The organism is Anabaena sp. FACHB-83, from assembly GCF_014697485.1.
Taxonomy (GTDB): Bacteria; Cyanobacteriota; Cyanobacteriia; order Cyanobacteriales; family Nostocaceae; genus Nostoc_B.
In genome coordinates this window covers 62,180-76,661 of the sequence record NZ_JACJRY010000015.1, presented here as the reverse complement: position 1 = coordinate 76,661, position 14,482 = coordinate 62,180, and the positions used below count along the sequence as shown (strand labels likewise).

The window sequence follows — 14,482 nt, the reverse complement described above, 5'->3', positions numbered from 1 at the left end:
GTTCGTAAATTGGTAAACATCTACACAAGTAAAGACTGGCAATTGGGAACTAATAATTAATTACCAATCACCAAGTCAGTGAATTTATGGCAGAGGTTATTTATGCGGTAGGGAGGAGTTATGTTTAATAGGCAATTCAGGTTTAAACTGGCTGCAATTGTAAATTTTTCTGAAATAGTTCTAAAACTTGCTTCCAAGCATCAGCCGCAGCTTCGGCATTATAGCTGGCGCGATGATTGCAGAAAAAGCCATGTTCTGCACCAGAATAGCGGAAAATATGATGGGGAATGCGGTGTTTTTGTAATTCCGCTTCTACTTGTTCGGTTTGTTCTAAAGGAATACCTTTATCTTCTGTACCAAAGAAGGCGTAAATTGGGTTTTTAATCTCTGAGGTACGGGTAATTGTCGGCTCTCCACCACCGGGCGTAGAATTAGGAATTCCCCCACCGTAAAAGGAAGCTGTGGCTTTGATATCTGGTAAGGTGGCTGCTAGATAAACAACATGACCCCCAAAACAGAAACCAATAGAACCGATCGCATCTCCTTTGACATTTGGTAGAGTTCTCAAGTAAGCGATCGCTGCTTGAATATCACTCAGTATCTCTTCGGCTTTTGTCTGATCCTTGGCCGCGCGTCCACGCTGAATATCATCAGGGGTATAACCAGCATCAAAACCAGGCGCAGTTCGTTGAAACAATGCTGGTGCGATCGCTACATACCCCTCATTCGCTAGTCTTTCTGCAACTTCCCGAATGTGGATGTTGACTCCAAAGATTTCCTGAATCACAATCACGGCGGGAAATTTCCCTTCTTTGACAGGTTCCGCTAAATAAGCGTCAATCTGTAAATCTCCGTTGGGGACTTTAACTCGATTAATCCGAATTCCTGGGTTTGTCATCTTAAGAATTAGTCCACAATTCCTTTGAGGACAGGATTTTTATGGTTTATCTAAAAATACTACTAAATCTTTACCGATTTATCGTACTTTAAGAGTAGTATTCCACAAACATTGTTGAATAGCAAGTATTTTTTCTCAACCCAGTGACATTTATATCAACAGGAGAATGGAGATGCGACTTGAGGCAGTTCATCATATACAAGTAACCTATCAGCGAGAAGTTGAGGAGGCGATACTGTTTTTTTACAGTCAAGTTTTGGGATTAAGCGAAATTAACCCACCTGAAGCCAGTAATTCTGGAGGGTGGTATTTGTTGGGGAATACAGAAATTCATGTAAGTCCAGAAGAAAACACCCATAATCAAACATCTAGACGACATGTTTGTTTTCGAGTCAATGATTTGCATGGGTTCGCCGAACATTTAAAAGCCTATGATGTGGAAATTCTGCCAGGAACACCAATTCCGGGATTTAATCGCTTTTTTATCCGTGATCCTGGTGGAAACAGAATAGAAATTGCCGAATTTAGCAAGGAATAACTCATGTCTGATTTAATTAACAAACAAATCTTGCTCAAAAGTCGCCCTGTTGGTGAACCAAAAGCAAGTGATTTTGCCTTAGTCGAAGCGCCAATTTCGGAACCCGGCGAAGGCGAAGTTCTCAGCCGCACAATTTATTTATCTCTAGACCCTTATATGCGTGGGTTAATTAGTGCGGGAGAGTCTTATGCAGCAAATGTACAATTAAACTCAGTCATTGTGGGTGGTACAGTTAGCCAAGTCATTCAATCAAATCATCCGCAATTTCAAGCCGGGGATTTTGTTCTGAGTGGTAATGGTTGGCAAACTTATGCAGTAGCCAAAGGCGAGACATTGCGGAAACTTGATCCCAGCCAAGCACCTTTATCTTATAGTTTGGGTGTGTTGGGTATGCCTGGACTAACTGCTTACGCGGCGCTGTTAGATATTGGTCAACCCCAAGCAGGCGAAACAGTAGTGATTTCTGCTGCTTCTGGGGCTGTGGGTGCAGTTGCAGGTCAAATTGCCAAAATCAAAGGCTGTCGAGTGATTGGTATTGTTGGCAGTGATGACAAGCGAGATTATCTAGTCAAAGAACTAGGCTTTGATGTGGGGATTAATCGCAAAACCCAAGAACTTGATGCAGCATTAAAAGCCGCAGCGCCTAATGGTATTGACATTTATTTTGACAATACGGCTGGGGTGATATTAGAAACAGTGTTGCAGCAAATCAACTTAGGGGCGCGGATTCCCTTAGTCGGCTTGATTTCCGAATATAACGCCACATCCACGCCTCCTGGGCCAAACTTAAGACCTTTGTTAATCAAACGTGCGTTAATCAAAGGTTTTTTAGTGCGTGACTACCAACATCGCACCAATGAATTTGTGAGTGATGTGGCTGGTTGGTTAAAATCTGGTCAACTGAAATATAAAGAAGATGTGGTAGTTGGTTTAGAAAACGCGCCCCGTGCTTTTATTGGCTTATTGCGGGGTGAAAATTTTGGCAAGCTGGTTGTGAAAGTCAGTGAAGACCCAACGGTAATTTAGGGAGGACGAGGGAGATAGGGGAGATGAGGAGGACAAGGAAGACAAGGGAGATGAGGGGGACAAGGAAGATAGTGGAGGATTTAGGTAATAACATTCTGAGTGCTTACGTAATAGGACAAAAAATCAAGAGTTTGAAGTTCAAAACCTTACACATATTCTCAATACACAACCTTTATGCGTAAGTCTTAATTCACTAGCTTTTTCTCTCTTATCTACCTTGTCACCTTGTCTACCTTGTCCCCCTTGTCTCCCACGTCTTCCCTATCTCCAGATGATGGGATATTTTTTAATTGGAAGTCCCTAAAGTCTATTAATGAAAATTCCTTTATCAGCTGCTGTTACCAAAAACCGCATATTCTGGGCTGTGTTACTCATCAGTACAGCACTAATCATGACTCTAGTGCTGTCACTGTCTCAAGGTGCAGTCCCCTTGAGTTTTTCGCAATTGTGGGAGGCGATTTTGCATCAAGGCGACCCCACCAATCAAACTATTATCTGGGATTTACGGCTACCGCGAATTGTGGCTGCGATGATTGTGGGTGCAGCTTTGGGAATGTCTGGCGCACTACTGCAAGGAATGTTACGCAACAGCCTAGCTGACCCTTTTATTTTAGGGATTTCCGCAGGTGCAGGATTGATTGTGATTGTGATGATCACTTTGCAATTTTTCCCCATTGCTATTCCCTTTGCGGCGTGGCTGGGTGCAATTTTGACCTCAGCCATAGTGATTTTTTTGGGTCGCGCTGGTTCAGGAATTTCCATTGAACGGCTGATTTTGGGAGGGGTCGCGGTCAGTTCTTTATTGGGTGCGGTGCAGAGTACATTATTATTACTTGCTGAAGATGGTCGCATTCAAGTGGCGTTGAGTTGGTTGGTGGGTAGCTTGAATGCTAGGGGATGGAAAGAAATTACGACAGCAGGGCCTTATATTATGGTGGCGCTGCTATGTGGATGGTTGCTGGCGCGGTCTGTGAATGTGCTGGCTTTGGGTGATGATTTGGCTGTGGGTTTGGGAGTATCATTAACGCGATCGCGTTTATTAATTGGTGGTGTTGCAACTTTACTCGCCGCAGGTGCAGTTAGCATTAGTGGTTTGATTGGCTTTGTGGGTTTGATAGTACCGCATGGAGTCCGCTTGCTAGTGGGTACAGACCACCGTTTTGTTTTACCACTGTCAGCACTGGCGGGTGCATGGTTACTCACCTTTGCAGATTTACTCTCTAGACTAGGTGCAGTCGAATTACCAGTAGGTTCTGTGACTGCTTTATTAGGTTCACCTTTATTTATTTGGTTGCTATATCGTCGTTCTTCTGGATTAGGCAAATCGTAAAAGCAGAATTCAGAATAGACAAGCTGTTAAATCTGTAACCTCTAACCTCTAACCTATCACCTAATATAAAATGCCTCTAGAATTACAAAATCTCACTGGTGGTTACACCGCAGAACCAATTGTTCAAGATATTAACCTCACCTTGCAAACCGGAGAATGGTTAAGTTTAGTTGGTGCGAATGGTTCTGGGAAGTCAACATTACTCAAATTATTAAGTCGAATTTTGACACCCCAAAAAGGAATTGTCTTACTGGATGGTAAAGCAATTCATTCTCAACCGCCGAATGTAGTAGCGCAGAAATTGGCATTATTACCACAACAACAAACTGTCCCAGTAGGATTGAATGTGCGGCAATTAGTCAGCTTAGGACGCACACCGCATCAACCTTGGTGGCAATGGGAATTAACAGCCCAAGATTGGCAAAAAGTTGATTTGGCAATTCAAAAAACCCAATTAGAAAATAAGTGCGATCGCCCAGTCGAACAACTTTCTGGTGGTGAAAGACAACGCGCCTTTTTAGCTTTAGCACTAGCACAAGAACCCAAAGTTTTATTATTAGATGAACCAACTACTTATTTAGATATAAATTATCAACTGCAATTATTAGAATTGTTAAAAGATTTAAATCAACAACAGGAATTAACGATAGTCACAGTGTTACATGAATTAAATTTAGCTGCACGCTATAGTTCTCGGATTGCCTTATTAAAACAAGGAAAACTTTGGGGAGTTGGTACACCGAAAGAAGTGTTAACACCCCAGGCGATCACACAAGTTTTTGGTGTAGACGCTGTAATTATACAAACACCAGTTGGTTTACAAGTTTGTGCCATTTCTGCTGTATAAAAAAATGGGCGAGAAGTTTTTTGTTACCTCTCAACCCATATATAGCTAAAGATGAAAGCTTAAAAGTATTGCCGAAGCTTACACATCATTTTTCTTGTTAACTTTCTTCAGTTTGAATGTACAGAGACCAAACAAGCCTAACGCAGCTAATGTACTAGGTTCAGGTACCTTCTTTGGCTGAGGCTGAGAAGCAGGTGGTTGATAGTAAGTTGTGGGAGATGGAGATGGTGCAGGCGCTGGTGCGGGTACTGGTGCGGGTGCTGGTACGGGTGCAGGCGCTGGTGCGGGTGCTGGTGCGGGTGCTGGTTCAGGCGCGGGTGCAGGCGCTGGTACTGGTGCTGGTGCAGGCGCTGGTACTGGTGCTGGTTCAGGCGCGGGTGCAGGTGCAGGTACTGGCGCGGGTGCAGGTGCAGGTACTGGTGCAGGTACTGGCGCGGGTGCTGGTACTGGCGCGGGTGCAGGTGCGGGTACTGGTGCTGGTGCTGGCGCTGGTGCTGGTGCTGGTGTGGGTGTACCAGACTCCTTCTCCGCCTTATCACACTCTACTTTCTTGTTGTAAGCCTCAGACTTTTTATTGTCAGAATGTTTCTGAGCCTTGTCACAATCATCCTTCTTGCTCTGAGCTTCTTTCTGAGCCTTGTCACAATCATCCTTCTTGCTCTGAGCTTCTTTCTGAGCTTTATCACAATCAGCTTTCTTTGTCTCAGCTGTTTTCTTTGATTTCTCGTAATTAGCTTTCTTTGTATCAGCGTCTTTCTGAGCCTTGTCACAGTCAGCTTTCTTACTTTGAGCTTCTTTCTGAGCTTTATCACAGTCAGCTTTCTTTGTCTCAGCTGTTTTCTTTGATTTCTCGTAATTAGCTTTCTTTGTATCAGCGTCTTTCTGAGCTTTGTCACAGTCAGCTTTCTTACTATCAGCTGTTTTCTGTGATTTTTCGTAATCAGATTTTTTGCTGTCTGCGTCTTTCTGAGCTTTGTCACAGTCAGCTTTCTTACTATCAGCTGTTTTCTGTGATTTTTCGTAATCAGATTTTTTGCTGTCTGCGTCTTTCTGAGCTTGTTCGTATTCGGCTTTCTTGTTCTCAGCTTCTTTTTGCTTTTTCTCTTTGTCTTTGTTTGAAATGTTAGGTTTGTTGGCTTCTTTCAGGGCTATATCGTACGCTGCTTTTTTGCTGTCAGCTTCTTTCTGGGCTTTGTCACAATCAGCTTTTTTGCTGTCTGCGTCTTTCTGGGCTTTGTCGTAGTCAGATTTTTTGCTGTCTGCGTCTTTTTGGGCTTTGTCGTAGTCAGATTTTTTGCTGTCTGCGTCTTTTTGAGACTTGTCGTAGTCAGATTTTTTGCTGTCTGCGTCTTTTTGATATCTGTCGTATTCAGCTTTATCGTCGTCTGCGTCTTTCTGGGCTTTGTCGTAGTCAGATTTTTTACTGTCTGCGTCTTTTTGAGACTTGTCGTAGTCAGATTTTTTGCTGTCTGCGTCTTTTTGATATCTGTCGTATTCGGCTTTGTCGTCGTCTGCGTCTTTCTGAGATTTTTCGTAGTCAGTTTTTTTGCTGTCTGCGTCTTTTTGATATCTCTCGTAGTCAGTTTTTTTGCTGTCTGCGTCTCTCTGATATCTCTCGTAATTTGATCTAGCTGTTTTTGAGGTTTCTTCTGCTTCGTCTGCTTCAACAACTAATGTGTTGTATTGCTCTTTGAGTGTTTGTATTGGTGTTGGTGATGGTGTGGATGTTTTTGTTGCTATCCCTGCTAGTTTGCTACTTCCTGCTCGACTGGAGTCTGCTACTCCTACACTGGTTGCTCTTAAGCCAAATTCTTGACCAAAAAATTGATCCAGGCTTAAGGCTGCTTTATCGTGTGATAAGACGAAGGTGGCTGTGCGGAAGTCATCTGCTCCACCTTTTAAACCGTTCTCGCCAATTTCGATCCCAAAATCAAATTTATGGGTGTTGCCATCTCCATTGAGATTCGCTTGACCGACGCTTTCTAGTAGTCCTGCGTTACTGTAGGCTGTTGTTGTGATGTCTGTTCCACCTAATCCTGTGACTTTTAGTCCTGATAGAAGGTAGTTGTCTTTAATGTCGAAGAAGACTCCGCGAATGTCTCCAATATTTTTATAGGTTGAGTCGGTGATAAATTCTACTTTAAACTGAACTTTCCCTGCTCCTGCTATGCTGTCATCTAATGTATATTTGGCTTGTAGGGAACTACCTGTAAAGTTTGTGCTTGTGAAGCTCATGGCTGCTGCGTTTGCTTGGGACGTTTGTCCTGCCATGACTACTGCTAATGATGATACGCCACAGGTTATGTAACCTATGAGTTTTTTTGATTTCATTTGTGTCACTTTTTTTAATTCTCCTTTTCGCATCTAAAAAGTTTCATAAAAACACTTGGCCGCAGAAACTCTCCTTCAAAAGTAGATTTTGAAGCCATTACGCACTAAGCCTATAAATTGCTTTGCGAAAGCTAATCGATTCCTGCAAATTAGTCAGTATTCAATCCTGGGTTAGCTCACTGAGTTATCTAACAGCAATTTCTACTTGCTAGCGAGTTCAATGGAAGATGCACCTAAAGTCAATCTCTGAATTGTTCTTCTCAGTGATTGATAGATATAACTTGGCACAGCAAGTTCCTAAGAGTCTATAAGTTTCTTTATTTTTTATCAGAACTTTAATTTCAGGAATGAAAAGAAGATTTTTTATGTATTTATATATATATGCAGTGTTTATACCCAAATGTTCAAAAAAAATTGCTACATCAAGACAAATTGGCAAACTTTTAATCTATGGGATTGCGGATTTATTGATGATTTACAATTCTGACTTCTAAGGTAAATCAACAAGAACTATAGGAATCCGGTTTGATTTCTGAATTTATTTGTGTAGGTAGGGAATAGGGAATGGGGAGTCGGGAGTAGGAAAGAAGACTGATCTGAGTGTACTGATTTTTTTCCCAAATCAAATATCAGTCCTATACTATGAAGCTAGGAATTAGATTTAACAATAAATTTCAGTTACATTTACCCTTTCAATGGTTTCTAATTTATGCAGATATATTCAACATTTTAGGCAATATTCTTGTTGAAGAATAAAGGAAGAAATCAGAATAAGAGCCTGTGGCCAAGCATCGCACTTATTTGTAGACTGCTAATTTAAAATTGAGTTTGGTATTGCAGAACTGATTCATCCATAACTTTGTCAAAAGTCATCTTGAATTCTGACTTTTGACTCCCAAATTATACTTAGATAAGCTTGAGAAGTAATTTGAGTATTTCTACGAGTTTACATTATTCAACATTCGAGTAACTTGAGTTTGCAATTTATTTCTCAATAGTTGAGCTTTTTGATAAATATCAGCACGGTCTTTACTTGTATGAATCTGCTGTTCTAAGGGTTGAATAAAGTATTGTAAGCGTGTTTTCATTGCCCAAACTCCCATTGAGGGAAATAATAGCAAGATAAACATTAATGGTGATATGGGTAAAAATGGTAGTTTGATGATGCGTTGTAACTTTTTACTATTAACAGTCCAAGGGTGTAAAGATTCGCTACCGATGCAAATTACTGGCATAATCGGAATTTGATAACGATCGCTCAACTGAATAAAGCTGATATCGAATTTTTGCAGTTGATAGCGTTTCTGCCAACCTTTACCAGGCCCGCGTATGCCTTCTGGTGCATACAGTAAAATTCTACCATCTGCGATCGCTGTCTCGAAGTCATGAATTTCTGCTCGCACTGCACCTAATACCTGCGACCATTGGGATGGTAGCCACCAAATCATCCAAGGATGTTCAAATAAAGAGACATTGGCTAATGGTTGCACTACCCATCCCCGTGTTTCACTCAATAAATAACCCAAAGTCAGAAAATCCCAAGGGAAACACATCCCCGCATGATTCATCGCCACAATCATTGGCCCTGTTGGCGGCAAATGCTCAATGTTTTGCAGTTCTCCCTGAAAATAATATTTCACAATTGGGGCTAAAATTTCTTGCCGAAAAGCTTGTTGATATTTGGGGTTAAATTCTCCAACTTCTTTTCTGGGAGGACGACAACCCAAGCGCAACCATCGAATTATTAGTGCTAAATAAAACCCGCCAGGTATCAGAAATAATATATACTCCAACCAATTCCAACCATCTGGGTCACTATGATAATGTTGCCAGTGACGGTTAAACAAAACTAACCATCCTGGCGGATACCACAGACAAACCCAATCAAAGCAACTAAATTTATAGCTTTTATCGGAAGATGTTTCTAGCGTTTGGTGAAAGACATTCTCGGATTGTTGATTAATCACGGTGGTTATGCGGATTAGACAACGGTATACTTAAGTATGTATTTTAAGTTCTGAAATTTAAGCTAGACATCCTGCTGTAGATGTAAAATAATTGACATTTGTGGCTGAAGTTTAGCAATATTTGTAGTTAGTAGTATTTTTGTGAAGACAAAGAGCGATCGCCTGATATTTAAATTAATTCAATCCAGTCTACGCCAGTGATACAATAATGTAAGTACGCACTGAAATTTCCTCTGTAAATGAATAAAGTATTGGATGAAACTTTTTCGTTAGCAATTGCTAAACGCATTAAAAGTAAAGCAAATAAAACTTTTGATAATGCTTACAAAGCAGCATTAGCAACAGAGGGGGCAATTTATGTTCAAGGTTTCTTAGTGTATGCTGGTAAACCATATCGCCCTGTGGAACATGGTTGGATTGAATTAAATGATACCTCTGGGGAAGATGCAATCACACGCATCATTGACCCCAACTTACCCCACATCAGTAAAGCTAACCAAGAACTTTGGTATTTTGCCGCACAAAGTTTAAACGCTAAACAACTCAAAGCCATCATCGAAGAATCAAAAGAAGATTATCCCGAAGATGATCCCTTACCAATTTACGGCACAACACCTTATGAATACTACGGTGATGTAATGTTAGGAGGTAAAGAATATTTAGCAGCTTATCAAGCCGCCGAGGCTAAATGTCAAGAATTAAAAGAACGCAATTAACACTATTTATATATAGGTTATTAACTCTTGACTAATTAATAAGATTTCCCATCACTGCCAAAATATTCTCGATAAGCACAAATTTTATCGCCGCGCACATCAAAAGACACAGCAACACGATTTTTGTAAGGTTGTCCTAATAATAGACCTTCGTCACGGAACTCAAAAACGACTGTTTGATCATTACTCGTAACACGGTCAACCGCAGTTAAGGTAATTCCCGAACCAAAAGATTCTGAGACATATTGAAAAAACTCTTGGGCGCGTTCTTTCCCCTCATTCAAACCATGAAACTTACCCATCGGAAACCATAAAGTAAAATCTTCTGTCAGCATATCGAGAAACTTTTGCCATTCTCCTGTCGCTAGACCGTATGTAAAATTTTCAAATGCTTGGTGAGCAACTTTTAATGTATTTGCAGGGTCTTGTTTCATTGTTCTCAACTAGTTATACACTCAGCATTAACTCTAAACTATATTTGTTATCTCACATAAAAACGTCTTATTCAGACTTGATGTATAAAGTCATCATTCTCTAGCGAGAGATATTAAAATTTTTATATTTTAATACCTCTCCTAAATGTTAATTAACATTGTTGTCGAGCAAAAAAGACAAATTGAGCGTTTAGGAAAAAGTCTCAAAGAAATTTATTTACCACTCAAAACTTCCGACACATTAGTAGTGGAGTATCGCAAGTGGTTAGATAAATTTGGTCAAGGATTGCCATTTTATCAAGGTTATGACTCAGAGAAAAACTTTCATAGCGATGAGCTACAGGAAAATTCCCTGACCTTGGATAGATTATCCCAACATACTCAAATTTGTAGTTCTTGCAATCAAGTTTATCGGGTAACAAACTTCAGCAAACAAATTTTCATTGGAGTAGCGATCGCACTTGCAGCTTTAGCTATACTTACAGATAACTCTTGGGTTAAACCTGTAGCTGTAGTGGGTGGTTTATTAGCAATAATCTTAGCCTTTGCAGCACAGCAATTAAAAACTAAATTTGAACGTGCCTATACTCGTCATTAGTTTTTTAACTAAATCTAACTTTTGTAACTCATCAATACAATGGATGTCGCAAATAAATATGGTGCAAGCATACGAAGATAATAAAAGTTCATATTTACAACATCAAAATGTGAACCTTCCAGAGAAAGACACAAGTAATCAAACTTGGATAGGACGCAAGCATGTTGAAACAGAAGCATCACTCAACTCAGTGATTAACTTCCCGCAAGTGTTGTTTGAGGTAAAAAACTTTGTCACTGCTGAATATGGTACAACTCAGATTTTATCCATCAACGACAGTACTGGTGAATCTACACAACGAGTCATCCTCAAACAAGGTTGGAATGCACCTATTGGTCATTTCACCACAGATGTAGAACTTTTCGTCCTGACAGGTACACTTTGCCAAGGAGGTTTTAAACTTCGCAATCTCAGCTACTCATATATCCCGGCTGGTATACCTACAGGCCCTTGGAAAACCGAAGAAGACACAATTCTGTTGTGGATGCCAGATGCTACCCCCACTTATATTACAGAAGATTATGCCAGCCTAGAGCAAATCCCCGCCACTTCTTTATACCACGGGAATATGCAGACGCACCCACGAATGGCTGAGTATGTACCATTGCAAGAACTCCACGCCATGAAATGGGAAAGCACAACTTTCTTACCGCCTGGTTCAGCGCGTAAAAGTTTGTATACCAACAAAAAAACTGGACGCGCCACCTGGGTTCTTGGCTTAGTACCAATGTGGATAGAAGGTAACTTTTATGCAGGTCATCCCACTACCGAAGAAGCTTATGTCATCAGTGGAGATGTACTAGGACATTGGTCGATGAGCGATGATCCATTTAATAGACGTTATGCAGCAATGTGCAAAGATGGTTATTATTGGCGACCTGCCCATGTTCCCCACGGCCCATTCTGGACAGAAAGTGGCGCACTACTGTTATTTCGGACGAGCGATCGCTTAGATTGTTATTGGATACTGCATAACCCAGATATTACTCAGCAAGACGATGCACGTCTTCAGTCTGCACTGAATCAGCACAAGTAAATAGTCAATGACAGGCAAAAGTCTAAAATTTAAAATTAACAATCTATTTGACATTTGCCTGTGAATTAATTCCACTTACAAAGCCTTATCCCATTCTAATTGATGAGCTAAACCATACTTGATAAAATCTTCGACTGTTGCCTGATCACTCTTACCAAACACACCTAAACTGTAAGGATTATCTTGCATACGTTGTGTAACTTGTTCTTGTTCAAATTCTCTGACTTCTACTCTAGGTTTTTCTGGCTTAAAAAAGTCTACAACCAAAACAGTTCGATCATAATCAGTATAATTGTGTGGACAGTGGGGATAGCTATGATCTAAAATCAAAAACTTACCTTCATTCCAATAAAGCTGGTCATAGCAAATTTTCATAGCCACATCACCCTCCGGCACAATCAAGCCCAAATAACCGCGATTCATGTGTGGGTTATAGTTAACATGCAGCTTGATATCTAAGCCTGGATGAAATGTCCCAAAATAAACATTTCTCAGGATATTATCTTCACTAAAGTTAACTTTTTCAATAGCCTTCGCCAAATTTGGGAAATATTTATTTCTTAAGCTTAAAGCTTTTGCTGCTGCCTCCTCTGTGGCATAATCTGGATATTGGATTTGATGTAATTGAATATATTCTTCAATAAATAACCCTTGAAATAAAATTCCAAAGGCACTATATTTTGAATCACCTTTGGTTTTAATTGTTTTACTCTTAGGCCCCAAAACATCGTAAGCAAATTTTAACTCTTCAGTTGATGCCTGCTGCCTAAAGCGCATAAATTCATCCCTAATGACTTGCCATTCATCTTGAAGACTTTGGAGAAACGGAAATTGCTGGGGGTCGAGATGATATTCATTAAAAGTTGCCATTGTTTTTATCCTGAAGTTAATTGAATAAAAGATGTCAGAATTCAGAATCATTGATAAGTAAAGGTTTTACTAGACAGAGGTTCTCGTAGCCTCAAACTACAAGTTATCCAAATGTGATCACTTCTTACTTTTGTATTCTTTATTCTGAATACTTACTAAAAACTATTACATAATCATAGTTTTTAGCCGAGGTTCCAGTAATATATAAAAATTTCTGGTTAAACCAGCCAGAATTTAAGCTGATATACTTATTTTAGTCTGAGGTCTACTGTGTCTGAACCTCCCTTATTAGATAAAGTTATTAAAAATGTGCGAGTTGTTCGCCCTCATCAGGATGCAGTCGAACTAATGGATTTAGGCATTAAAGATGGTAAATTTGTGGAAATTGCCCCTAATATTAGCGCCACACAAACCAAAGAAATCTTCGATGCTAAAAATTTACTCGGCTTTCCGGGGGTTGTTGATGCTCACATGCACATTGGTATTTATCAACCCCTCAATCAAGATGCAGTCACAGAAAGTAAAGCCGCCGCAATGGGGGGAGTCACAACTAGTTTAAATTACATTCGCACTGGACAATATTATCTGAATAAAGGCGGTTCTTACCAGGATTTTTTTCCTGAAGTATTGGCATTATCCGCAGGTAATTTTTTTGTTGATTATAGCTATCACGTTGCACCCATAGCCAGCCGACATATCGACGAAATACCTTTATTGTTTACAGAACATGGGGTATCTTCATTTAAAATTTTCATGTTTTATGGCGGTTATGGGTTGCATGGTTTGTCAGACCAGCAAAACTTGTTTTTGATGATTAATCAAGAAGAACGCTACGACTTTGCCCATTTTGAATTTATCATGCGTGGGATAACTCGTTTGATGGAAGAATATCCCACAGCACGAGATACTATTAGCTTAAGTTTGCATTGCGAAGTTGCCGAAATTCTCAACGCTTATACCAAAATAGTCACCAATGATTCTAACCTGACTGGACTATCTGCTTATAGTGCAGCACGTCCGCCTCATTCTGAAGGTTTAGCAATTTGTATTGCTGCTTATTTAGCACATGAAACTAACTGTGCAAATATCAATTTATTACATCTGAGTTCGCGCAAAGCAATGGAAGCAGCGTTGACGATGCAAACTGCTTTTCCTCATATTAATTTTCGGCGAGAAGTGACAGTAGGACATTTACTATTAGATGTTGATAGTCCTAATGGTACTTGGGCAAAAGTTAACCCGCCAATTCGTCCCCGTGCTGATGTGGAATATTTATGGCAAGCGGTATTAGATAATCAAGTAGATTGGATAGTGAGTGACCATGCTTGTTGTTCTGCGGAACAAAAACGTAGTGCGAAAGACCCGAATAATATTTGGTTAGCCAAGTCTGGTTTTGGCGGTACAGAATATCTACTTTCGGGTGTAATAAGTGAAGGTAGTAAGCGGGGAATGTCTTACAACCAGGTTGCTAAATTGCTATCTTGGAACCCATCGCGGCGTTTTGGTGTATTGCAAAAAGGAGATATTGCAATTGGTTATGATGCAGACTTGGTGTTAGTAAACCCTGACGAAAGTTTTGTGGTACATGCGGCTGAGTCAGAATCACAACAAGGTTACACACCATTTGAGGGGATGGAGTTAACCTCAAGGGTGAAGAGTACTTTTTTGCGAGGAAATTTGATTTATCACAACGGACAGGTTGTAGGTTTACCGACTGGGAGTTATTTAAAACGCTCTATATTGGGATAAATTCAACAGCAGAAATTTAATAGACAACTTTTATGCGTCAGTCCTAATCATAATCCAATACAGTTCAGTTAAGACTAAAAAGCAATTCTGGTGTAGGTTGGGTGGAGGAACGGAACCCAACAGAGTATTGAGAATGTTGGGT

Annotated in this window: 13 protein-coding genes; 8 read left to right on the top strand and 5 right to left on the bottom strand. The window is 40.2% G+C overall.

Annotated features, from left to right (window positions below; all coding sequences use genetic code 11):
* Positions 1–142: 142 nt before the first annotated feature.
* On the bottom strand, positions 143–898 hold the full coding sequence (locus tag H6G79_RS18695) for a dienelactone hydrolase family protein (RefSeq protein WP_190592771.1): 756 nt from the start codon (positions 896–898) through the stop codon (positions 143–145).
* Positions 899–1,070: 172 nt separating this feature from the next.
* On the opposite strand from H6G79_RS18695, the gene H6G79_RS18690 reads away from it, so the two are divergent.
* The 4 genes from H6G79_RS18690 (at position 1,071) to H6G79_RS18675 (ending at position 4,639) form a co-directional block, all read left to right on the top strand.
* Entirely contained in the window at positions 1,071–1,436 is a 366-nt protein-coding gene (locus H6G79_RS18690; protein WP_190592772.1) for a VOC family protein, read from the top strand.
* 3 nt (positions 1,437–1,439) lie between these two features.
* Positions 1,440–2,462: an NADP-dependent oxidoreductase gene (locus tag H6G79_RS18685; protein ID WP_190592773.1), complete on the top strand. Its 1,023-nt coding sequence runs from the start codon at positions 1,440–1,442 to the stop codon at positions 2,460–2,462.
* A 313-nt stretch (positions 2,463–2,775) separates the two neighbouring features.
* Positions 2,776–3,792, top strand: coding sequence for an iron ABC transporter permease (locus H6G79_RS18680; RefSeq protein ID WP_190592774.1), 1,017 nt, complete (start codon positions 2,776–2,778; stop codon positions 3,790–3,792).
* 70 nt (positions 3,793–3,862) lie between these two features.
* The gene (locus H6G79_RS18675) at positions 3,863–4,639 is read left to right on the top strand and encodes an ABC transporter ATP-binding protein (RefSeq protein WP_190592775.1); all 777 of its coding nucleotides are present in this window, start codon (positions 3,863–3,865) and stop codon (positions 4,637–4,639) included.
* A 78-nt stretch (positions 4,640–4,717) separates the two neighbouring features.
* Here H6G79_RS18675 and H6G79_RS18670 read toward each other — a convergent pair whose 3' ends face one another.
* Complete coding sequence (locus tag H6G79_RS18670) at positions 4,718–6,910, bottom strand: hypothetical protein (RefSeq protein WP_191049367.1); 2,193 nt, start codon at positions 6,908–6,910, stop codon at positions 4,718–4,720.
* Positions 6,911–7,908: 998 nt separating this feature from the next.
* Positions 7,909–8,937: a 1-acyl-sn-glycerol-3-phosphate acyltransferase gene (locus tag H6G79_RS18665; protein ID WP_190592777.1), complete on the bottom strand. Its 1,029-nt coding sequence runs from the start codon at positions 8,935–8,937 to the stop codon at positions 7,909–7,911.
* A gap of 239 nt (positions 8,938–9,176) precedes the next feature.
* Here H6G79_RS18665 and H6G79_RS18660 point away from each other — a divergent pair, with 239 nt between their 5' ends.
* Complete coding sequence (locus H6G79_RS18660) at positions 9,177–9,653, top strand: hypothetical protein (RefSeq protein WP_190592778.1); 477 nt, start codon at positions 9,177–9,179, stop codon at positions 9,651–9,653.
* 35 nt (positions 9,654–9,688) lie between these two features.
* On the opposite strand, the gene H6G79_RS18655 is transcribed toward H6G79_RS18660, so the two are convergent.
* Entirely contained in the window at positions 9,689–10,087 is a 399-nt protein-coding gene (locus H6G79_RS18655) for a nuclear transport factor 2 family protein (RefSeq protein WP_190592779.1), read from the bottom strand.
* 145 nt (positions 10,088–10,232) lie between these two features.
* On the opposite strand from H6G79_RS18655, the gene H6G79_RS18650 reads away from it, so the two are divergent.
* Positions 10,233–10,685, top strand: coding sequence for a hypothetical protein (locus H6G79_RS18650; RefSeq protein WP_190592780.1), 453 nt, complete (start codon positions 10,233–10,235; stop codon positions 10,683–10,685).
* A gap of 58 nt (positions 10,686–10,743) precedes the next feature.
* Positions 10,744–11,721 (top strand): DUF4437 domain-containing protein, encoded by a 978-nt coding sequence (locus tag H6G79_RS18645; RefSeq protein ID WP_190592781.1) that lies wholly within the window; start codon positions 10,744–10,746, stop codon positions 11,719–11,721.
* 75 nt (positions 11,722–11,796) lie between these two features.
* On the opposite strand, the gene H6G79_RS18640 is transcribed toward H6G79_RS18645, so the two are convergent.
* On the bottom strand, positions 11,797–12,591 hold the full coding sequence (locus tag H6G79_RS18640) for an aspartyl/asparaginyl beta-hydroxylase domain-containing protein (protein ID WP_190592782.1): 795 nt from the start codon (positions 12,589–12,591) through the stop codon (positions 11,797–11,799).
* Positions 12,592–12,861: 270 nt separating this feature from the next.
* Here H6G79_RS18640 and H6G79_RS18635 point away from each other — a divergent pair, with 270 nt between their 5' ends.
* The gene (locus H6G79_RS18635) at positions 12,862–14,340 is read left to right on the top strand and encodes an amidohydrolase family protein (protein ID WP_190592783.1); all 1,479 of its coding nucleotides are present in this window, start codon (positions 12,862–12,864) and stop codon (positions 14,338–14,340) included.
* Positions 14,341–14,482 lie beyond the last annotated feature (142 nt).